The following is a 20322-nucleotide window of genomic DNA, read 5'->3' as shown; positions in this document are numbered from 1 at the left end:
GGGGCCACCTCGGTCAGCAGAGGCGATCAGCCCTTACGGCAGGATGACCCATTCGGGCGTATTCAGCGTCCAGGCACCGGACTTGAGCTGCATGACCTTGGTCGCCTGCATGGAAGCGTGCGACGGCGCATCACCGAACTTATAGGCCGAGCCGATGATCGAGTAGGGCATCTCGATGCCCTCCTTGAGCTTGGCTGTAACCGATTCACGGGTCACAGGGCCATCGATCGACTTGATCACGTCAGCCATGATCGTGGCAGCGAGATAGCCGCCCTGGGTGAAGGCTGTCTTCTTCATGCCGGCAGCGTCCATGGCGGCCGCCCAGTCCTTGTTGGCGTCGGAAGCCTCGGTATAGGGCTCCCATTCGGTGCCGACGTAGATTGGCTGCTGGCTGGTGGCCGGGGCCGATGCCACGCCTTCCGAATAGCCCGGGGCGAGGAACAGCCAGTCGATGCCTTCGAGCTTCTGGGCGTCCACGGTGTTGATCCACTGCACGATCTGCGGCTCGACCTGGTTGGTCAGCACCGCGTCGCAACCGGCGTCACGCGCCTTCAACGCATAGGCGGTCAGGTCGCCCTGCACGGGCAGGGTGAGGTCGAGCACGTGAATGGTCTTGCCCGAAATCTGCTCCCAACGCTTGATGGCATTGGTATAGGCCTCGGCCGTGCCACCGGCGATGTAGAAGAAGGCGCAGAGCTTTTCGTCCTTGAGCTGCGTGTCGGCGAACTGCAGCATGGCTGTCGTCAGCGTGAAGGGGCCGACATTGACCGGGGACACAGAGGGGCTGGCAAAGCAGGCGGCATCGACGCCGAGGCCCTGCACGGCCATCACATTGTTGTCGGCATAGGTGCCGGCATTCACGGCGCATTCGAGCAGCGAACCTGCGCCGACCATGGCGACAACGCCCTTGTTGTCGATCAGGTCGCGGGCGGCCTGAGCGGCAACCTGCGGGTCAGCCTTGTCGTCGGCAATCGTATACTCGATCTTGCAGCCGTTGATGCCGCCATTGGCGTTGATCTGGTCGAACGTAGCCTTGGCTGCGTCTGGAACCTCGGCAAAAACGACCGGACCGGTGACCGAAGACACACCGCCAAGCTGGATGACCCCGCCATCGCAGGTCGGCCCCGAGGCCGCAGCGTTACTCGTCATGGCGGCCAGACCGAGGCAAGTCGTGCCTGCCAATACGGAAAGCGTGATAAGGCGTTTCATGTTTTTTCCCTTCCCTTTACTCAGTGCGCCGCTTCCTAGGCGGCACTTCTGATCCCTGCCGGCGAGACCCCGACGAACTTCTTGAGGGTTCGTTCGATCGTCTCGCGCGGAATATTTCTTGTGATGAACACCAGCCGCGTGCGCCTGTCGGCCGAGGGCCAGGCAGCAAGCTTTTGCGGCGGGTGAAAGATGTGCTGCACCCCATGCAGCACCAGCGGCGCTTCGGGGTGCTCGGCAATGGCGACCAGCCCTTTCATGCGCAGCATGTCGGCGCCCTTGAGCGCGGCAAAATGCTCAAGCCATTGCCGCAACCGCGCCCATTCAACCGGCTCGTCGATGATAAAGGCGTGGCTCGCAATATCGGAAAGATGGTGAGCGTGCCCGGCATGATTGCAGGTGGGATCAGCGCAGGTGTGCTCCGCCTCCTTGGACGAGGCAAGCGCGTGGTCGAGATGGCGGGGAGCGCCCGCGCCCAGAACATCGTCCATCCGCACTGCGCCATGCTCGGCCGCCCGGCGGATCGCCGTGCCATTGATGCCGGCCAGCGCCGTATGCAGCGCGACAATCGCCTCGGGTGAAGCAATATCGGCCTTGGTGAGCAGCAGCAGGTCCGCCACCCCGGCCTGCTTTCGCGCCTCGGTATGGCGGGCAAGCGTGTCGAGGCCATTGACCGCATCCACCGTGGTCACCACGCCATCGATGCGATAGGTGGCGACCAGCTCCGGCTCGACCATCAGCGCATGGAGGATCGGGGCGGGATCGGCGAGCCCGGTGGTCTCGATGATGACGCGGGTGAGCGGCCGCCGCTCGGGCAGGCGTTTCAGCGTTTCCACCAGATCGTCGCGCACAGTGCAGCAGACACAGCCATTGTCGAGAAGGGCAAAGCGTTCCTCGGTCACTTCCACCAGTAGGTGATCGAGGCCGATGGCGCCGAATTCGTTGATGATGGCAACGGTGCCATCGAGCGCCGGTTCAGAGAGCAGACGGTTGAGCAGCGTGGTCTTGCCGCTGCCCAGAAAGCCGGTGACCAGCGTCACCGGAACGAGCGGTTTGCCGGTCACCTCAACCATGGCTCAAGCCCGCTCAAACACGGCGCGACCTTCAAAATAGGTCGTGAGCACCTGAGTGCGGGAAATCCGGTTGGCCGGAACCTCAAAAATGTTCTGGTCGAGCACGATGATATCGGCCGACTTGCCCGGGGCCAGCGAGCCGGTCAGTGCCTCGATGCCGATGGCCTTGGCCGAATTGATGGTGAAAATGGCGACGGCCGTTGCGACATCGACAGCCTGTTCTTTCCACAGCGCTTGGCCGGCAAAAGCCCCCGAGGGGTTTTCGCGCGTCACGAGGCCTTCGATGCCGTTCCACGGATCGGGATTGGGAATGACCGGCCAGTCCGAACCGCCCGCGAGCAGGGCGCCCGCCTTGATGAGATCGGCATTGGGCCAGAACTTTTCCGCCCGCTCCGTGCCCATAACGGCCCGATGCCCTTCGAGGAAAGTCGTCGGATACCAGATCATCGGCGAGAGGTCGGCGGCGACACCCAGTTCGGCAAAGCGCTTGTAGTCGTCTGGGTGGATATAGGAGGCATGGGCGATGTGATGGATGAGATCGGTCGGCCCATTGAAGCTGCGCACGACATCGATGGCATCAAGCGCCTGTGACACGGCTGCATCACCCGCGCAGTGGATCTTTACCGCCAGCCCCTGGGCCTCGCACTTGCCCAGCCAGCGCACGAGGTCAGGATAGGTCACCATGGTTTTGCCGCGGAAGCAGCAGCCATGGATCGGGTCTTCGAGATAGGCTTCGTGAAAGGCCGCCGTCCGCGCGCCGGGCACGCCATCGAGGAAAATCTTGACGAAATCCGGCTTCACATGAGGGCCGCGATAGTTTTCGCGCAGAGCAAAAAGCTCGTCGCCGGCAAGACCAAACAGAAAGTTCGGTTCGACGGCGGGCATGGCCATCACGGCCCAGGCGCTCAGCGCATTGCGCTGGTCGAGCCCATGCACCGCCGCCATGACCGATTGCATCGAGGCAGCTTCGAGAAAGCCGGTGACCCCATAGGAGTTGAGCGTCTTGATCGCCTGGGCAGCGGCGGCAATGCCCATATCTTCGGTGAAATGCGTGCTCGCCACCCGCTCGACGATGCCCGCGGCGGCCTCAATCATCATGCCGGTGAGCTTGCCCGTCGCGGCATCGCGGCCGAACGACCCCATGTCCGGATTGGGCGTTGTTTCGCTAATACCAGAAAGGCGCATGGCCTCGCTATTGACCCAGCGATTGTGCGCCGTCTCGTCGCGCAGACAGACCGGATGCCCGAGGCTTGCCGCATCGAGCGCGGCGAGCGCCGCTGAGTTATCCAGTTCTGAAATGGCGTCGGCGCCCCAGGCGGCGCCCAGAATCCACTGGCCGGGCTCGGCCTTTTCAGCGGCTTCGCGGACCAGCGCAATAATGGCGTCGAGCCGTGCATCGCGAGGCAAGGCAAGCTCGAAAAGTTCGGCCTGGCCGCCCATGACGACGTGATTGTGCACATCAACAATGCCCGGCATGGCGAAGTGCCCATTGAGGTCGACAATGCGGGTGGCAGCGCCAGCCAGCTCGCTCATCTCCGTCGCGCTGCCGCGCGCCAGAATGCGTCCATCGGCAATCGCGATGGCCTCGACCCACGGCTCCACCGCGTCGACGGTGTAGATCCGCCCATTGGTCAGAACGAGGTCCGCATGCTTGGTCGACATTCGTAAGGCCCTCTATTGGTTCATTATTTGAACCGTTCATTTGAAATCCAGCTTGGGCTAGGTGGGGGAGGCTGTCAATATATTTCACACGTTAAATAATAATACGAGCGGAAACGTCCTCCGGTTCAGGCCTTTCAGTAGCCGCTGCTGGTCTTGGGTGTGCTGGGGTTGACGGTCTTGAATTTGGTGGCGAGCGCGGAGGTTGCCTGTGAGAACAGGGTCACATCGGTACCGACAGCTACGAAGCTCGCACCCAGCTCCAGATAGCGCGCGGCAAGGGTCGTGTCGGCGGTCAGAATGCCCGCCGGCTTGCCCGCCTTCAGGATACGGGCAATGCCATCTTCGACCGCCGCCTGCACCGCCGGCTCGCCGGGCCGTCCGAGATAGCCCATATCTGCGGCAAGGTCGGAGGGGCCGATGAAGATGCCATCTACGCCGTCGACGGCAGCGATCTCTTCAACAGCGGCCAGTGCCGCCTGGCTTTCCAGTTGCACCAGCAGGCATACCTCGTCATTCGCCGTAGTGAGATAATCCGGGATGCGGTTGAAGGCCGAGGCGCGGGCCATGGCCGCGCCGACCCCGCGAATGCCCTTGGGTGGATAGTTGACCGCCCGCACCAGTTCGCGCGCCTGGGCGGCACTCTCCACCATTGGCACCAGAATGGTCTGAGCCCCGATATCGAGCAATTGCTTGATGATCCAGGTTTCCCCGATCGGCGCTCGCACCACCGGCCTCACGCCTGACGCCGCTATCGCCTGCAATTGCGCCACCATCAGCGGCAGATCATTGGGCGCGTGTTCCCCATCGATCACCAGCCAATCGAAGCCCGCGCCCGCGCAGATTTCGGCGGTATAGGCATTGGCAAGGCCAAGCCAGAGGCCGATCTGCTTTTCGTGCTTTTGCAGGGCGCTTTTGAAGGCGTTGTGCGGCGCGGGCATGGTGTTCTCCTAGGCGAAATAGACGCTGACAGTGCCATAGGGGCCGAAATCGGCAGTGATCGTATCGCCGTGCCGCGCCTCGACCGGCCGGATGAAAGAGCCCGAGAGCACCACATCGCCGGCCGCAATGGATGCGCCATATTGCGCCAGCCGATTGGCGAGCCAGGCAATCCCTGCCGCCGGATGGTTGAGCACCCCGGCCCCCAGCCCCGTTTCCTCGATTTCGGCATTGCGCGAGACGATGGCGCCGATCCAGCGCATATCGGCATCGAGCGGTCGGGCAGGGCGCCCACCCATGACGATCCCGCCATTGGCGGCATTGTCGGAAATGGTGTCGAAAATCGTCCGCACTTTCTTCGTCTCGGGATCGACCCGCTGCACGCGCGTATCGAGAATTTCAAGCGCCGGCGTGATGTAGTCGGTGGCGTTGAGCACGTCGAAGATGGTGACATCGGGTCCCTTGAGCGGGGCCTTCATCACAAAGGCGATTTCCGCCTCCACCCGCGGCTGGATGAAGCGATCGGCCGGAATAGTGGCGCTGTCGGGGAAGAACATGTCGTCCAGCAACACCCCGGAATCGGGAATGTTGATATTGAGCGCATACTGCATGGCTTTTGAGGTCAGCCCGATCTTCCAGCCCTTGGCCTTGCGGCCGGCGGCGAGCTTGCGACGGATCAGTGCCGCCTGCACCGCATAAGCATCGTCCATGGTGGCTTCGGGAAATTCGAGGCTCAGAACCCTGGTCTGGGTCCGCGTGCGCTCGGCCTCGAACAGGCGCTCCGCCAAGCCTTCGATCTGATCGGGGGTCATGCCAGCACCTCATCGGCGATCGGATTGCGCAGTGTTCCAAGTCCTGTGGCGGAAACCTCGACGACATCTCCTGGCTTGAGCCAGATCGGCGGCTCGAACCGCGCGCCCGCGCCGGTCGGCGTGCCGGTGACGATCATGTCGCCGGGCACGAGAGTGGTGAAAGTCGAGATGTAGTTGATCAGCTTGCGGAACCCGAAAATCATGCGGCTGGTACGATCATCCTGGCGCACCTCACCGTTTACGCTCGTGGTCAGCGCTATGTCGGCAATTTGGCTTTCATCGACATAGGGCACGAGCCAGGGCCCGATGGCGCCCGTGCCATCAAAATTCTTGCCCTGGGTCACGTTGAACTTGGCGTGGCGCACCCAGTCGCGGATCGTACCTTCATTGCAAAGGGTCAGCGCCGCGACATGGTCGAGCGCTTCGGCTTCGGCAATCCGCCGGCCGCCCTTGCCGATCACCAGAACGACCTCACCCTCATAGTCGAGTTGCGGCGATTCCGGCGGCCGGTTGAGCGGCACGCCATGGCCGACAAAGGAGCGAGGAAAGCGCGGAAAGAGCGAGGGATTGGAGGGCGCTGCCTGACCGTCCTTATATTCCTCATTGCGGTCGGGATAGTTGACCCCCACGCAGATGATCTTTTCCGGGTTCGGAACAGGGATCTGATAGTCGATGGCATCGAGCGGAAGATCGGCCGGCAGGGAGCTCCCTGCCTCGACGAGCTGGGTCAGCGTACCGGCCCTGATCGAATCGCGCAGGGTCGGCCACTGCCAGCTGAACCGAGCGCTGAGATCGACAAAGCCATCGTCCCTGACAAGGCCATAGCGGGTTGTGCCCCCGGCCGTAACCGTGGCGAGGCGTCCATAGTCGGTCATCAGTTCGTCCCCCCAATGCCGCCGAGGCAGACATATTTGATCTCGCAGAATTCCTCGATGCCGTACTTGGAGCCTTCGCGCCCGAGACCCGAGGATTTGATGCCCCCGAAGGGCGCTTCGGCGGTGGAGATGAGCCCGGTATTGACCCCGACCATGCCGTACTCGAGCGCCTCGGCGACGCGCCAGACGCGGGCGAGATCATTGGCGTAGAAATAGGAGGCAAGGCCAAATTCGGTATCATTGGCCTGGGCGATGACATCGGCTTCGTCCTTGAAGGAGAAGAGCGGCGCCAGCGGCCCAAAGGTTTCTTCGCGGGCCACGGCCATGTCCGTGGTCACCCCGGTAAGAATGGTGGTTTCGAAGAAAGTGCCGCCCAGGGCATGCGGCTTGCCGCCCAGCGCCACGCTCGCGCCCTTGGCGACGGCATCGGCAATATGCTCCTCGACCTTGGCTATCGCCTTCTTGTCGATCAGCGGTCCGAGAATGACACCCTCTTCAAGCCCATTGCCGATCTTGAGCTTTGCCACCGCCGCCTTCAGTTTCTCGGCAAATGCGTCATAAACGCCTTCCTGCACATAGATGCGGTTGGCGCAGACGCAGGTCTGTCCATTATTGCGGAATTTGGCGATCAGCGCCCCTTCCACCGCCGCATCGAGATCGGCGTCGTCAAAGACGATGAAGGGCGCATTGCCGCCCAGCTCCAGTCCCAGCTTCTTGATGCTGGGCGCGCTCTGCGCCATCAATTGCGCGCCGATTTCGGTCGAGCCGGTAAAGGTGATTTTCCGCACCACCGGGTTCGACGTCATCTCCGCGCCGATTTCAGCGGCCGAGCCGGTCAACACGCTGAATAGACCCGGCGGCAGTCCGGCGCGCTCGGCCAGCACGGCCAAAACAATGGCCGAAAAAGGCGTCTGTGACGCCGGTTTCAGCACCATGGCGCAACCCGCCGCCAGCGCCGGCCCGGCCTTTCGCGTGATCATGGCATTGGGAAAATTCCACGGCGTGATCGCCCCGACCACGCCGATGGGCTGCTTCATGATCATGATGCGCTTGTCGCGCTGGTGGCCGGGCACGAGGTCGCCATAGATGCGCCGCGCCTCTTCGGCGAACCATTCGATAAAACTCGCGCCATAGGCAATCTCGCCCTTGGCCTCGGCCAGGGGTTTGCCCTGTTCGAGGGTGAGGATCAGGCCGAGATCGTTCTGGTTGAGCATCATCAGCTCGAACCAGCGCCGCAAAATGCCCGAGCGCTCCTTGGCCGTACGCTGGGCCCATTCGATCTGGGCCACACGCGCCGCCTCGATGGCTGCGCGCGCTTCCCTGGTGCCGAGCCTGGGCACGAGGCCAACAAGCTCCCCCGTCGCCGGATTGTTGACCTCTATTGCATTGTCGCCAGTGGCTTCAATCCAGGCGCCACCGACAAGGGCTGCCTGTCGCAATAGGCTCTGATCAGCGAGAGTTTTATCCATTTTACCGGCTCACGGTGCGATGATCGGCTGGGCGTCCAGCACCGGCGGCACAATCTCGGCCCCGGCAAAGCTGCTGCCCTGTTCAAACCACGACCGCGGCGCCGGCGCGCCCCACAGCGTCTGGCGTTGCGGGTCCTTGAGGTCCCAGCGAATGGGTTCGAGGTCGGGATCGACGGTCTGGTAATCCGAGCAATAAATCTCGATGCGGTGGCCATCGGGATCGCGCACATAGAGGAAGAAAGCATTGGAAATGCCGTGCCGGCCCGGGCCGCGCTCGATATTGGCGAGCCAGCCGGTGGTGGCCATCAGGTCGAGCAGATCAATGATATTGAGCGGCGTCGGCACCCAGAAGGCGACATGGTGCAGGCGTGGGCCACGGCCATTGGTAAAGGCGATGTCGTGCACGCCGCCCTTGCGATGCGTCCAGGCAGCCCAGAGCTTTTTGCTGACCTCGTCCTCGGTATATTCGGTTACCCGGAAGCCGAGTTCATTATAGAAGGCCACCGAGGCATCGACATCGGGCGAGAAGCAGTTGAAGTGGTCGATGCGCAGTGGCTTCACGCCTTTGTAGAGCGCATATTTCTGGTGGATGGGCGGCAGCCGCTCCATCTTGGCATAGAATTCGAGCGGAATGCCGTGGGGATCGCGGGTGCGGAAGGTGCGCGACTGGTGCGGCCGCTCCACCCATTCGACCGGCAATTCCTTGCCCTTGAAGAAATGCGCCGCCTTGTCGAGATCGTCCTCGCTGAACACCTTGAAGCCAAGATCGCGCGCTTCAGCCTTGTCGGCTTTCTTCAGCACGATGCAGTGGTGGCCGCGCTCTTCGAGGGCGCGCAGATAGATGGTGTCGGCGGTTTCATCCGTTACCTGCAGGCCGAGCGTGTCGACATAGAAGGCGCGCGATTTGGCGAGATCGGTCACGGCCAGTTCGACATGGCTCAAACGGACGATATTGAAGGCGGGGTAGAGATTGGGTGTGGGTAGCGGCACGCTTTCCTCCTTGCGGGGCAAGCCTTTTGTCTTGCCCCGGTGCGCTCTGATTGCAGGTGAACGGGCAGCCGGTTCTAGCCGCCGAGCTTTTGGATCGCGTGGGGCGCGGTCGCAAAGGCAACGTTCTTGGTTTCCATGTAGAAGTCGAACGACCAGTCGCCGCCATCGCGGCCGATGCCGGAATTCTTGACCCCGCCAAAGGGCGTCGGCAGGTGGCGGACATTTTCCGAATTGACCCAGATCATGCCCGCTTCGAGCCTGTCGGTGAAGCGCAGGGCGCGCGTCACGTCAGAAGTCCAGAGATAGCCGGTCAGCCCATATTGCACGTCATTGGCAATGGCGAGCGCCTCGGCCTCGTCGGCAAAGGGAATGGCGCTGAGCACCGGCCCGAAAATCTCCTCCTGGGCAATCCGCATATCGTTGCGCACCTCAGTAAAAAGCGTCGGCGTCACATAGCAGCCACCGCCCGGTCCCGCCTGCTTTTCGCCCCCGGCCAGTAGGGTCGCGCCCTCTGCCTGGCCGATGGCGATATAGTCGAGCACCTTCTTTTCATGCTCTGGATGGATCAGCGGACCCACAACGGTCTTGGGGTCGAGCGGATGGCCGACCGGAATGCGCTTGGCCTTTTCGGCCACCATGGCGGTAAAGCGCTCATAGATCGAGGCTTCGACCAAAAGGCGCGAAGACGAGGTGCAGCGTTCGCCATTGAGCGAGTAGATCATGAACACGGCAGCATCGGCAGCGCGTTCGAGATCGGCATCGGCAAAGACCACGACTGGGTTCTTGCCGCCCAGTTCAAAATGCACGCGCTTCAGCGTATCGGCGCCCTGCTTCATGATCAACGAACCGGTGCGGCTCTCGCCGACAAAGCCGATGGCCTTGATATCCCTATGTTCGGTCAGCGCCTTGCCGGCATCTTCGCCAAAGCCGTTGACGAGGTTCCAGACGCCCTTAGGCAGGCCAGCCTCTTCGGCAATCTCAACCAGCAGCCGCGCCGTCAGCGGCGAAAATTCCGCCGGCTTGTGCACAACGGTGCAGCCCGCCGCCAAAGCCGGGGCGATCTTCCAGGTCGAGAGCATAAAGGGCGTATTCCAGGGCGTGATCACCCCGACCGGCCCGATCGGCGAACGGCTCGTCACATTGAGCTGGCCGGGCCCGCGGATCGCCGCACCATCGCGCGCTTCGGGTGCCCTGTCGGCAAAGAAGCGGAAATTTTCTGCGCCGCGTAGGGCCGCCTTGGCCATGAATTTCAGCGACTGGCCCGTATCCATGCACTCGACCAGCGCGATTTCCTCGGCCCGCGCCTCAATGGCATCGGCAATTTTGTGCAGCAGTGCCTTGCGCGCCACCCCGCTCATTGCGGCCCAGGCGGGGAAGGCGGCCTTGGCGGCCTTGGCCGCGCGATCGATGTCCGCCGCCTTGCCCAGCGCCACCTTGGCGAGGGGTTGCAGGTCTACCGGCGAAATCGTCTCGAAAACCGCGCCGTCGAGCGCCGGCACCGCTTCGCCATTGATATGGTTGAGCACGCCCTCGGTCTTGAACCGGGCGAGATAGCGCTCCGCCTTTTTCAGATTTTCCGCAAAGTCAGACATTTGGTTTCCGTTATTTGCCGCGCAGCCGCGGATGAATGGCGTTCTTCTTCCAGCTCAACGCCGCGTCGATTTCCCGAATTTCGAGCGAGAGAGCGAAATGAGGTGTGGTGAAAAGGGGGCGAGAAAGTCGCTGGCGGCAGCAAAGATCGCCGCGCCCACCCGCTCCTTTTCTTCCGCGGTGCGACCCTTGCCGATGCGGAAGGACATATCGAGAAAGCCGTTCTCCGGCAGTTCGTCGGCTACGGCCCAGGCATCCGCCCTGAAGGCGCGAACGCGCACGGCGCCGATTTCAAATGGGCCATTTTTGAGAATGATCCCGGCAACAAGCGAACAAAAGGCCTTCATATCGACCTGGCCGTCGAGATTGGCGGAATATTCGATGGAGAGATGCGGCATCGCGCCCTTCTCACGTTCGGTTGCAATCAATCTATTTAACGTGTTAAATAAATAGCAAGCCGAGGTCAAGCATGGATTTTTGGTCTCTGGCAAACATCTGAGGCAGGGTAAGCCCGTTGCCTTGGCTGGGCCGATAACGCTATAGCCGCAGGGGGCAGTCCAAACCGCCCGACATGCCGGAGGTCGTCTTGCTGCCGCACAATACGCGCCGTTCCCTGCCCATGTCGCTCTTGCGGGCGCGTGAAGCGGTCATGTCGAAATTCCGGCCCATGCTGGCGCGACACGATGTGACCGAACAGCAATGGCGCGTCATCCGTGTTCTCGGGGAATCGAGCCCACTCGATGCCACGGAAGTCGCCGAACGCGCCTCGATCCTGGCGCCCAGCCTCACGCGCATCATCAAGGCGCTGGAAGATCGCGGTTTTATCACCCGCGGCAAGTTCGAGGATGACGGAAGGCGCGTGCAGCTTGCCATCGCCCCGGCCGGCATGGCGCTGATCGAGGAATTGTCACCCGAACGCCGGGCCATTTATGCCGAGCTCGAAGCCCGCTACGGCCACGCCGAAATCGAAAAGCTGCTCGACATGCTCGAAGCGCTGATCAAGAGCCAAAACGACGGTTGAAGTATGGAAGGTCCAGCTGAAGTCGCGCTGCGGCGACATTGTCAACTTGGCTATGAGCAATAGCGACATTTGCGGCCGGAACACCCCAGTAGCAAAGTACCTGGCGACAACACTCGCTCATATTTGATTTTGCCCTCCGTGTAAGCGTGCATGGCGAGGTCGCCGTAGCCGCTCTTCAGTAAGGGAGGACGAAGCCAAACTCCGGCGGACGACGCCTATCCAATCGGATTGGTCTTGCGCCATTCCTCGTATTCGCCACGCGCATCCTGATGCAGCGGATAGTAGCGTTGCAGCGGCGCGCCCTGCTTGAGTTTCATTCGCGAAAAATCTTCCCATTCGTGGTGTTGGCTTGACCGCCCGATGACTTCGGCGGCGAGGGCCGCGGGAACGCAAACCGCACCATCGTCATCGGCGACGATGATGTCCCCGGGCACCACCGTGACGCCGCCACAAGCAATGGGCGTGTTGACCGCAAAGGGCATCAGGTTGGTTTGCGTGTGAAAATTCGGCGTCCAGCCGCGTATCCACATCGGGATGTCGAGCTTGCTCAGGTTCGGCCGGTCGCGCAGCGCCCCGTCGATCACCATGCCGGCCCCACCGCGACCGCGGAAATAGGTCGACATCATATCGCCGAACACACCGGCAGTCATATCGCCGCGCGCATCAACGACAACGATATCGCCTTCCTGCACGTGATAGAGCACATGGCGGTGGAGCTGTTTTTCCGGGTCGGAATATTCCCCATCACCATAAAGGTCCTCACGCTTGGGCATGAATTGCAGCGTCAGCGCCGGGCCTGCAATCGCCTTGCCGAATTGCTGCGCCACAGGTCCAAGAATGTGGCAATTGCGAATGCCCATATGCGCCAGCGTCGAAGAGGCGGAGGCAGCGCCGACCGCAAGAATGCCGGCGATGAGGTCTTTGGACGGGCGAACGATGTCAGGCGTGTGCGTCATGTTTTTGCTGCCTACCAGTTAGTGACCGAGCCGTCGTTGCGGCGGAGATGTGGGGCTTCCCAGAATTTGAAGGTCTGGCGTCTAACCGCCTCTTCATCGACTTCGACGCCGAGACCGGGGGCGGCGGGCACGTCATAGATAGCGCCGCGTAACTGTGGCTGGACCGGGAAAATCGAGCCGTCCCCAAAGCCGTGATAGAGCTCGCCGGGCGAAGCACGGGTTTCGAGCCAGGAGAAGTTGGGCACCGCAGCGCTGAAATGCAGCGTGGCCGCCGTGCAAATCGGTCCCAACGGGTTGTGCGGCATCACGTCGACATAGTGCGCCTCGCTCCAGCCGGCGACTTTCATGGCTTCGGTGAGCCCCCCGACATTGCAGATGTCGATGCGGTTGAACTGGTGAATATCCCGCTCGATGTAAGGCAAAAACTGCCATTTGCTGGCGAATTCTTCGCCGATGGCGAAGGGAATGTCGGTCATTCTCCGCAAGGTTTCATAGGCCTCGGGCGTCTCGTCGCGGATCGGTTCTTCGAGGAAATCCAGCGTGCCGCTCGGCATCTTCTGGCAATAGCTGGCCGCTTCGGCGACGCTCAGGCGATGGTGATAGTCGATGCCGAGAACCACTTCATCGCCAAGGGCTTCTCGGGTCTTGACACACCACCTTGCGGTTTCGGCGATGCTTTGGCGGGGCTCGAAAATTTTCGGGTTCTCGTGGCCGTGCGGGAAGAGGCGGATGGCGTTCCAGCCGAGTTCCATCAGCTCCTTCGCCTGGTCGATCATCTGCGGCCCGCAGGGGCCGCGGACAGTGGCAAAAGTCGGGATATGGTCGCGCTGCTTTCCGCCAAGCAGTTCATAGACCGGCACACCGAGCGCCTTGCCCTTGATGTCGTGGAAGGCGAGATCGAGCGCCGACATGGCGGCGGTGAGGACGCGGCCGCCCTCAAAGTATTGGCTGCGATACATTTCCTGCCACAGCGCGCCGATGGCCATCGGGTCGCGGCCGATGAGAAACTCGCGGAAATGTTCGAGCGCGCCGACGACGGCCTTTTCGCGGCCGGAGAGGCCGCTTTCGCCCCAGCCATAGATTTCCTCGTCAGTCTCCACCTTGACGATGAGCTGGTTCCGCGTGCCGACCCAGGTGGGGTAGGGGATTATATTGGTAATTTTCATCCCGTCAGCTCCAGGTCCGGTCCCAGCTGTATTCGTGGTCCCACTGATCGGTCGGTTGCCAGATGCCGGTGACGCCGTCCTGCAGGTGCTGGCTGATCAGTTCGTTATTGATGTCATCGATGCCGAGGCCGGGCTTGTCGGGGACTGTGATAAAGCCGTTCTGGACTACGGGCTTCCGTAGGCCGATGGCGATGTCGTCCCACCAATCAACGTCGACCGAGTGGTACTCCAGCGCCATGAAATTCTCAGTCGCCACAGCCACATGCGCGGCGGCCATGCAGGCTACGGGGCTTTCAGCCATGTGTATCGCCATGGCGACGCCGTGATCTTGCGCCGCGTCGCCGATCTTCTTGGTCTCGAGAATGCCGCCGGAGGTGAGAAGGTCAGGGTGGATTATTGAGATGCCGGATTTCAGCAGCGGCTCGAAACCTTCCTTGAGGTAGATGTCTTCGCCGGTACAGATCGGTACCGTGGTTGCCTGCTGAAGTTGTTGATATTGCTCAGTATATTGCCAGGGGATGACGTCTTCGAGCCAGGCGGGGGCGTATTTCTCGATGCGGCGGGCGAGGCGGATGCCGCTTTGGAGGGAAATGTGGCCGACATGGTCGATGGCGAGGGGGATTTCGTAGCCGATCACCTCGCGGACCTGGTGGATATATTCCTCAAGCAATTCAAGGCCTTGCTCGGTGAAATTGAGGCCGGTGAAGGGATGCCGGACGTTGTGGACATCGTAGACGGCATTGCGGGTGCGGCGGTCGTCCATGGTCTTGCCGCTGCCGCGACTGGGGTGGATGCGGTAGCCTTCCAAAGAGCCGGCGGGGGCGACGACGGAGCCCGGCGTGTCGACGACCTGCATGAGGCCGAGGTCCATCTTCAAAAAGGTGAACCCTAAATCCATGCGCTCTTTCAAGCGTTTACCGGTCTCGGTGCCGCTCGGAACTGTGGCGTCGGTGTCGCAATACATGCGGACTTTGTCGCGGAATTTGCCGCCGAGCATCTGGTAGATCGGGACGCCATAGGCTTTGCCGGCCAAGTCCCAGAGGGCGATCTCGACGGCGGAGACTCCGCCGCCCTGGCGGCCGTGTCCGCCGAACTGCTTGATTCTCCTGAACAATCTGTCGATGTCGCAGGGGTTTTCGCCGAGCAGGCGGCTCTTGAGCATCAGGGCATAGGTGGCGCTGGCGCCGTCTCGGACCTCACCGAGGCCGACAAGCCCTTGATTGGTATAGATTTTCAGGATCGCGCTGGTGAAGGGGGCGCCCACGATTTCGGCGACCCGCATATCGGTGATGCGCAATTCAGAGGGTTTTGAGTGCGTGTTGACGTAGTTAAGGGCTTCCTCGGGACGGTGCATTTGTGTCGCTCTTGGGAGGTGAGTTGGTTAGCGGACTGTTAGCGCTGAGGTTGTTTCAGCGTCGAATAGGTGGACGCGCTCCTGATCGAACTCGATCCAGACCGGCTCGTCGGGGGAGAGGTGCACGCTCGGATCGACGCTGATGTTGACGACGGCCTCCGCGATGAAGACCTGGGCAAAGGTGACATCGCCAGTCGGCTCGACTGTGTAAATCTTTCCGGGGACCGAACCGGGGACCTGGCTCTTGTGCAATTTGAGGGTCGAGTGACGGGCGCCGAGGACGACATTCTTGGTGGTCGAGAGGCGCGCTTTTTGTGCGTTGGTGGGGGATAGGGGCAGCTCCCAGCCTTCGGCGCTCTGGAGCACCATGTCGGTGCCGCGCGAGACGGCCTGCAGCGAGATCAGGCTCATGGCGGGGCTGCCGACGAAGCTCGCGACAAACATGTTCACCGGATTGGCGAACACCTGGGCCGGGGTGTCGTATTGCTGCAGGAAGCCGCCATTCATCACCGCCATCTTGTCGGCCATGGTGACGGCCTCGAGCTGGTCGTGGGTGACATAGATGATGGTGGCGCCGAGGTTGTGGTGAAAGCGCTTGATCTCGCTGCGCATCTGCACGCGCAGCTTGGCGTCGAGGTTGGAGAGTGGTTCATCCATCAGGAAAACGAGGGGGTCGCGCACAAGGGCACGGCCTAAGGCGACGCGCTGCTGCTGGCCGCCGGAGAGTTCGCGCGGTTTGCGTTCGAGGAGGTGCGTGATGTCGAGAATGCGAGCGGCTTCCGCCACCTTGGTAGCGATCTCGGCCTTGGGCAGTTTGCGCATTTGCAGCGGGAAGGCGAGATTGTTGAAGACGGTCTTGTTGGGATAGAGCGCGTAATTTTGGAACACCATGGCGATGTCCCTGTCCTTGGGGTCGAGGTCGTTGACCACGCGATTGCCGATGGCGATGTCGCCGCCCGAGATCGGCAACAGGCCGGCGATCAGGTTGAGCGTCGTGGTCTTGCCGCAGCCGGACGGGCCGACCAGCGCGACGAATTCGCCGTCGTTGACGGTAAAGCTCACGTCGTTGACGGCGTAGAGGCTGCCGTAATTCTTCATGACGTGTTCGAGAACGACTTCGGCCATTGGCTTTTGTCCCTAGTGTTTGACGGCGCCTTCGGTGAGGGCCTGCACGAAGTATTTCTGGAGAACGAGGAAGAGCACGACGACCGGCACGCTCATCATGAACGTCGCGGCCATCAGGCCCGGCCAGTCCGTGGCGTTCTCCGAGAAGAAGCGCTGGATGCCGACCGGCAGGGTCATCTGGTCGTGCTTGGTGAGGAAGGTGTAGGCGTAGATGTATTCGTTCCAGGCGCCGATGAAGGAGTAGATCGCGGTGGCGATGATCCCCGGCGTCGAGAGCGGCATGACGATGTAGAGGAAGGCCTGGAACCGGGTAGCGCCATCGATGCGAGCGGCTTGTTCGAGCTGGATCGGGATGTTGTCGTAAAACCCCTTGAGCAGCCAGATGGCGAGCGGCAGGCCGAAGGTGAGATAGGTCAGGATCAGCGAGCCGTGGGTGTTCACGAGGCCAAGGAGCCGCATCAGGATGAACAGCGGCACGAGGAAGACGATGGCCGGGAACATGTTGCGCAGCAGCACCGAGAAGAAGAGGAAAGTGCGGCCGGGAAAGCGGAAGCGCGAGAAGGCATAGGCGGCCGGGACAGCGACGATGATCGCGAGGATCGTCGTCGCGGTGGAGACCCAGAGGCTGTTCCAGAAGTAGCGCAGGAAATCCTGGCCGATGCTGTTTCGAGGGTCGAGTAGCCGCGCATAGTTTTCGAGCGTCGGGGAGGCGGGCCACCATTGCGGCGGATACTGCATGGCCGCGAAGCCGGTTTTCAGCGAGGTGATCAGCATCCAGGCCATGGGCATGGCGGTGAAGATCAGCAGCAGGACGAGAAAGACGCGGCCCGACCAGCGCCAGTAGTCGACGGGCTTTTTGGTGACGGGGCGGATGCGGGTAGAGGTGGCGTCGGTCATGGGGTTTGTCCTCCGACGGATGTCGCGGGGGGCATCGGCATCTCGGCTTTGGACCATCCCCTTGGGGGCGGTGCCATGGGAGGGGATGGAGCTTTGGTTGCGGCGCGTGCCGACACCCCCACCCATCCTCCCCCATCAAGGGGGAGGTGCTGATCGAGTTGGGGGCGAGATTTGTGCCAAACCCACCGGCCCAACACCTCCCCCTTGATGGGGGAGGATGGGTGGGGGTGCGCGAGCCCGGATATTAAGGCCAAGTCACCACCCTCACCCCCAGCCATTCGAGCGTAGCTCTCACGGCCTTCTCCGTTCAAATCGCGCCACAGGAGCGATTTGCCCAAGGGACGCTGCGAAGCCCACAGGGGGGAGGGGAGGCGAAAGAGCCGATGGCTGGGAGCCGCTTCCTCCCTCCCCTTGATGGGGAGGGATTGAGGGTGGGGTGGAGCCAGGCACTCTGAAGTCTGTGCTCATGCGCCAGCCCTCTTGTCGTCGCCGCGGGTCAGGGCGCGGACGTAGAAGTAGCCAAGGGTCATCATGATGATGAAGAGCAGCACTGAATAAGCAGCGGCCGCGCCCCAGCGCTGGCGGCCGAAGGCGAGCTGGTAGATCTGGGTGATCCAGATATCCGACGAGCCAGCCGGACCGCCGCCGGTCATGATGAAGGGGATGATGAAGGAGTTGAAATTCTGCACTGTCAGCAGGAGCACGGTGACCGTGGACACGCCGGCAAGGTGCGGGAAGGTGACGTGCCAGAAGCGCTGCCAGGCATTGGCCCCGTCGACCTTGGCGGCGCGCAGCAATTGCTCGGGTACGGTCTGGAGGCCGGCCATCAGCATGATCATGGCGAAGGAGAATTCCTTCCAGACATTGACCACGATCAGCGAGGCGAGGGCGGTGGAGGTGTTGTCGACGAAATTGATCGGCTGATCGGTTACGCCGATCTGCACCATGAAGGCGCCGATAGCGCCGAAATCGGAGTGATAAAGCCACTTCCAGACATAGGAGGCAGCTACGGTGCTGACGACCCACGGAATGAGAAGGATGGCGCGCAGCACGCCGCGACCGATGAATTCGCGATGCAGCGACAGGGCGGCGCCAAGGCCGAGGAAGAAGGCAAAGAGGGTCGAGAAAAACGTCCAGATCAGCGTCTGCCAGGTGACTTTCCAGAACGAGGCGCTGGTGAGGATGGTGGTGTAATTGTCGAGGCCGACAAAAACCTTGTCCCGCAGCTGCAGGCTGGCCGGGGTTTTGAAGAAGCTCAGTTCGATCGTGTAGTAAACCGGATAGGCGATGACGATGAGCATCACCACGATGGCCGGGAGCACATAGAGATAGTCGGCGCGCTGCTTCCACATGCGCGAGAGAAGACTGCTCCGCCGTGCCGGCTCCACCGGGCGATCGGTGAAGATGGCAGACCCTGATACGCCGCTCATTGTGCTGTCCCTGTTGGTGGAAGGAGCGGCCGGCAATCAGGGACTGCCGGCCGTCTGCGCGGGAGGGATCGCTACATTCCGCTCATCAGTTCTTCGACCTTGGCCGCCGCGTCGTTGGCTGCCTCATCGACCGTCATGGTGCCGGTAAGCGCGTTCTGCAGCATGTCGGGCACGATGATGTTCATGATCTCGGGCGCATAGGGCTGGACCGGGAACGGGATGCCGTTGGGCAGCATGGAGGTGGTGACGTCGAGGAATTTTATGGTGTCCAGACGTTCCTTCATCCATTCGGTCTTGAAGCCGCCGAGGTGCCCGGGGTTGGAACCGACCCAGGCGAGCTTGGTCGACCATTCCGGGCTCGTCCACATGCAGATCAGCGCCTTGACGGCTTGCTCATCGATGGCGCCGCCATCGACATATTCAGGCTTTACGACGTGAATGTTGGAGCCGCCGAACACCACGGCACGACGGGCCGGACCTTCGGGAAGCAGGCCATAGCGCATGTTTTCGACCACGGCGTCGGCGGTTGCCTTGTCGGCCCCGGTTGCCTTGGAGGCAAGGTCGAGCATTTTCGCATATTCAGCCGGGTGGGCGATCATCATGGCGAGTTGGCCGGCGATGAACGGCGCCTGGTTTTCGGCCTGGGTATTGGTCAGGGCCGAAGTTGGGACCGACTGGTCCCTGACATACATGTCATAGGCGGCCTGCAGGGCGGCCTTCGAACCGTCATTGTTGAGCTCGACAGTTTCATAGGCCGGTTCGGCCGAGGTTTCGTCGAGCGCGCCGCCGCCATAGGCCCAGAGCTGGGGCATGAAGCGGAAGGGCGTATTGCCGGCGTTTTGCTTGGCGACAAGGCCATAGCCGGCAATGCCGAGCTTGTCGTGGATCGTCTTGGAATAGGTGACGACATCGTCCCAGGTTGCGGGCGGAGATTCAGGGTCGAGCCCGGCATCGGCGAAGATCTTGGCGTTCCAGATGAACCCCATGGTCTCGTTATTGGTCGGGATACCGTAGGTTTCGCCGTCCCAGGTGACCGACTTGAGGGCGCCCGGCCAGAAGTCGGCTGAAGTATAGCCTACATCTTCCGGCTTCAGCGGATTTAGATAGCCCTTGGCGGCGAATTCGACGCCGCCGAGAATTTGGAGGCGCACCACCATCGGCGCGGCATTGCCGAGAAGGGCGGTGCGGAACTTGTCGAGCAGCTCGTTGTAGGTGATCGACTGCACGTCGGCCTGGATATTGGGATAGGCGGCTTTGAAGGCTTCCCAGAAGGCCTTGTCCTGATCGTGGGCGATCTGCGGGTCGGCCTCGAAGGGCCCGGTGTACCAGTAGCTCACCTTGCCGGCATAGTCGTTGGGCACCACGGCACCGCAATCCTTGGCAGTGTCATAGGTGGCCGTGCCGGCAATGGATTTGATGTATTCCGGCGACCACTGGCTGAGATCGACCGACTGCGCATAAACGGTCGTCGACATCAGTGAGGCGGTGGTCAAACCGGCCAAGGCATAGGCAACGACTTGCCGACGATACGGCGAGCCAGACCGCCGAACGCGGTCCTGCATGTTCGTCATCGATAGTCCTCCTCGGTTGGATTCCGGCGCTTACGGCACGGCATCCGCGGCGTCCCGCCGCTAGGTCCTCCGGGGCCGGGCTTTTGCCCATGTCTCCCGCTTGGGACAGTTCCAGACCAGAACTTATCTGTCAATATGGCTTGGATCGTACATTATTTTGCATATTTAATGTGCATTATCCCGCTTGGC

Annotated in this window: 17 protein-coding genes and 1 pseudogene; 1 reads left to right on the top strand and 17 read right to left on the bottom strand. The window is 61.8% G+C overall.

Annotated features, from left to right (window positions below):
• Positions 1 to 33 precede the first annotated feature (33 nt).
• From NVV77_RS02440 to NVV77_RS02395, 10 genes and pseudogenes are all read right to left on the bottom strand, one after another.
• Positions 34 to 1209, bottom strand: a complete 1176-nt coding sequence (locus NVV77_RS02440) for an ABC transporter substrate-binding protein (protein ID WP_295410368.1) — start codon at positions 1207 to 1209, stop codon at positions 34 to 36.
• Between the two features lie 35 nt (positions 1210 to 1244).
• A complete protein-coding gene (locus NVV77_RS02435) occupies positions 1245 to 2279 on the bottom strand; it encodes a GTP-binding protein (protein WP_295410366.1) in 1035 nt (344 codons plus the stop codon).
• Positions 2280 to 2282: 3 nt separating this feature from the next.
• Positions 2283 to 3941, bottom strand: a complete 1659-nt coding sequence (locus tag NVV77_RS02430) for an amidohydrolase (RefSeq protein WP_295410364.1) — start codon at positions 3939 to 3941, stop codon at positions 2283 to 2285.
• Positions 3942 to 4075: 134 nt separating this feature from the next.
• Complete coding sequence (gene hpaI / locus NVV77_RS02425; protein WP_295410362.1) at positions 4076 to 4879, bottom strand: 4-hydroxy-2-oxoheptanedioate aldolase; 804 nt, start codon at positions 4877 to 4879, stop codon at positions 4076 to 4078.
• A gap of 9 nt (positions 4880 to 4888) precedes the next feature.
• Positions 4889 to 5689, bottom strand: coding sequence for a 2-oxo-hept-4-ene-1,7-dioate hydratase (hpaH, locus tag NVV77_RS02420; RefSeq protein WP_295410361.1), 801 nt, complete (start codon positions 5687 to 5689; stop codon positions 4889 to 4891).
• Positions 5686 to 6564, bottom strand: coding sequence for a fumarylacetoacetate hydrolase family protein (locus NVV77_RS02415; protein ID WP_295410359.1), 879 nt, complete (start codon positions 6562 to 6564; stop codon positions 5686 to 5688). The genes hpaH and NVV77_RS02415 overlap by 4 nt, the downstream gene beginning before the upstream one ends.
• Positions 6564 to 8033, bottom strand: a complete 1470-nt coding sequence (gene gabD / locus NVV77_RS02410; RefSeq protein WP_295410358.1) for an NADP-dependent succinate-semialdehyde dehydrogenase — start codon at positions 8031 to 8033, stop codon at positions 6564 to 6566. The genes NVV77_RS02415 and gabD overlap by 1 nt, the downstream gene beginning before the upstream one ends.
• A gap of 9 nt (positions 8034 to 8042) precedes the next feature.
• Positions 8043 to 9023: a 3,4-dihydroxyphenylacetate 2,3-dioxygenase gene (gene hpaD, locus NVV77_RS02405; protein WP_295410355.1), complete on the bottom strand. Its 981-nt coding sequence runs from the start codon at positions 9021 to 9023 to the stop codon at positions 8043 to 8045.
• 74 nt (positions 9024 to 9097) lie between these two features.
• The gene (hpaE, locus tag NVV77_RS02400; RefSeq protein ID WP_295410353.1) at positions 9098 to 10615 is read right to left on the bottom strand and encodes a 5-carboxymethyl-2-hydroxymuconate semialdehyde dehydrogenase; all 1518 of its coding nucleotides are present in this window, start codon (positions 10613 to 10615) and stop codon (positions 9098 to 9100) included.
• A gap of 10 nt (positions 10616 to 10625) precedes the next feature.
• Positions 10626 to 11011, bottom strand: a pseudogene (locus NVV77_RS02395) (5-carboxymethyl-2-hydroxymuconate Delta-isomerase).
• A 173-nt stretch (positions 11012 to 11184) separates the two neighbouring features.
• On the opposite strand from NVV77_RS02395, the gene hpaR reads away from it, so the two are divergent.
• Entirely contained in the window at positions 11185 to 11634 is a 450-nt protein-coding gene (gene hpaR, locus NVV77_RS02390; protein ID WP_295410351.1) for a homoprotocatechuate degradation operon regulator HpaR, read from the top strand.
• A 215-nt stretch (positions 11635 to 11849) separates the two neighbouring features.
• On the opposite strand, the gene NVV77_RS02385 is transcribed toward hpaR, so the two are convergent.
• The 7 genes from NVV77_RS02385 to NVV77_RS02355 all read right to left on the bottom strand — a co-directional run bounded on the left by NVV77_RS02385 (position 11850) and on the right by NVV77_RS02355 (position 20037).
• Complete coding sequence (locus tag NVV77_RS02385) at positions 11850 to 12590, bottom strand: ribonuclease activity regulator RraA (RefSeq protein ID WP_295410349.1); 741 nt, start codon at positions 12588 to 12590, stop codon at positions 11850 to 11852.
• Positions 12591 to 12601: 11 nt separating this feature from the next.
• On the bottom strand, positions 12602 to 13756 hold the full coding sequence (locus tag NVV77_RS02380) for a mandelate racemase/muconate lactonizing enzyme family protein (RefSeq protein ID WP_295410347.1): 1155 nt from the start codon (positions 13754 to 13756) through the stop codon (positions 12602 to 12604).
• Between the two features lie 4 nt (positions 13757 to 13760).
• Positions 13761 to 15110, bottom strand: coding sequence for a mandelate racemase/muconate lactonizing enzyme family protein (locus NVV77_RS02375; RefSeq protein WP_295410345.1), 1350 nt, complete (start codon positions 15108 to 15110; stop codon positions 13761 to 13763).
• A gap of 27 nt (positions 15111 to 15137) precedes the next feature.
• The gene (locus tag NVV77_RS02370; protein ID WP_295410343.1) at positions 15138 to 16235 is read right to left on the bottom strand and encodes an ABC transporter ATP-binding protein; all 1098 of its coding nucleotides are present in this window, start codon (positions 16233 to 16235) and stop codon (positions 15138 to 15140) included.
• A 12-nt stretch (positions 16236 to 16247) separates the two neighbouring features.
• Entirely contained in the window at positions 16248 to 17132 is an 885-nt protein-coding gene (locus NVV77_RS02365; protein WP_035081435.1) for a carbohydrate ABC transporter permease, read from the bottom strand.
• Positions 17133 to 17596: 464 nt separating this feature from the next.
• Complete coding sequence (locus NVV77_RS02360; RefSeq protein ID WP_295410340.1) at positions 17597 to 18562, bottom strand: carbohydrate ABC transporter permease; 966 nt, start codon at positions 18560 to 18562, stop codon at positions 17597 to 17599.
• A gap of 71 nt (positions 18563 to 18633) precedes the next feature.
• Positions 18634 to 20037, bottom strand: a complete 1404-nt coding sequence (locus NVV77_RS02355; protein ID WP_295410598.1) for an extracellular solute-binding protein — start codon at positions 20035 to 20037, stop codon at positions 18634 to 18636.
• Between the last annotated feature and the right edge of the window lie 285 nt (positions 20038 to 20322).

Origin of the sequence: Devosia sp. (assembly GCF_024707125.1) — a bacterium.
Taxonomy (GTDB): domain Bacteria; phylum Pseudomonadota; class Alphaproteobacteria; order Rhizobiales; family Devosiaceae; genus Devosia.
The sequence above is the reverse complement of the archived record's forward strand: the minus strand, read 5'-3'. Positions and strand labels throughout refer to the sequence as shown.

Excerpts from the sequence above, each read along its gene's own strand:
- NVV77_RS02380 (WP_295410347.1), bottom strand. The coding sequence starts at position 13,756 with ATGAAAATTACCAATATAATCCCCTACCCCACCTGGGTCGGCACGCGG.
- NVV77_RS02375 (WP_295410345.1), bottom strand. The coding sequence starts at position 15,110 with ATGCACCGTCCCGAGGAAGCCCTTAACTACGTCAACACGCACTCAAAA.
- NVV77_RS02355 (WP_295410598.1), bottom strand. The coding sequence starts at position 20,037 with ATGTCGACGACCGTTTATGCGCAGTCGGTCGATCTCAGCCAGTGGTCG.
- hpaR (WP_295410351.1), top strand. The coding sequence starts at position 11,185 with ATGCCGGAGGTCGTCTTGCTGCCGCACAATACGCGCCGTTCCCTGCCC.
- gabD (WP_295410358.1), bottom strand. The coding sequence starts at position 8,033 with ATGGATAAAACTCTCGCTGATCAGAGCCTATTGCGACAGGCAGCCCTT.
- hpaE (WP_295410353.1), bottom strand. The coding sequence starts at position 10,615 with ATGTCTGACTTTGCGGAAAATCTGAAAAAGGCGGAGCGCTATCTCGCC.
- NVV77_RS02360 (WP_295410340.1), bottom strand. The coding sequence starts at position 18,562 with ATGAGCGGCGTATCAGGGTCTGCCATCTTCACCGATCGCCCGGTGGAG.
- NVV77_RS02370 (WP_295410343.1), bottom strand. The coding sequence starts at position 16,235 with ATGGCCGAAGTCGTTCTCGAACACGTCATGAAGAATTACGGCAGCCTC.
- NVV77_RS02435 (WP_295410366.1), bottom strand. The coding sequence starts at position 2,279 with ATGGTTGAGGTGACCGGCAAACCGCTCGTTCCGGTGACGCTGGTCACC.
- hpaI (WP_295410362.1), bottom strand. The coding sequence starts at position 4,879 with ATGCCCGCGCCGCACAACGCCTTCAAAAGCGCCCTGCAAAAGCACGAA.
- NVV77_RS02430 (WP_295410364.1), bottom strand. The coding sequence starts at position 3,941 with ATGTCGACCAAGCATGCGGACCTCGTTCTGACCAATGGGCGGATCTAC.
- NVV77_RS02385 (WP_295410349.1), bottom strand. The coding sequence starts at position 12,590 with ATGACGCACACGCCTGACATCGTTCGCCCGTCCAAAGACCTCATCGCC.
- NVV77_RS02440 (WP_295410368.1), bottom strand. The coding sequence starts at position 1,209 with ATGAAACGCCTTATCACGCTTTCCGTATTGGCAGGCACGACTTGCCTC.
- hpaH (WP_295410361.1), bottom strand. The coding sequence starts at position 5,689 with ATGACCCCCGATCAGATCGAAGGCTTGGCGGAGCGCCTGTTCGAGGCC.
- NVV77_RS02415 (WP_295410359.1), bottom strand. The coding sequence starts at position 6,564 with ATGACCGACTATGGACGCCTCGCCACGGTTACGGCCGGGGGCACAACC.
- NVV77_RS02365 (WP_035081435.1), bottom strand. The coding sequence starts at position 17,132 with ATGACCGACGCCACCTCTACCCGCATCCGCCCCGTCACCAAAAAGCCC.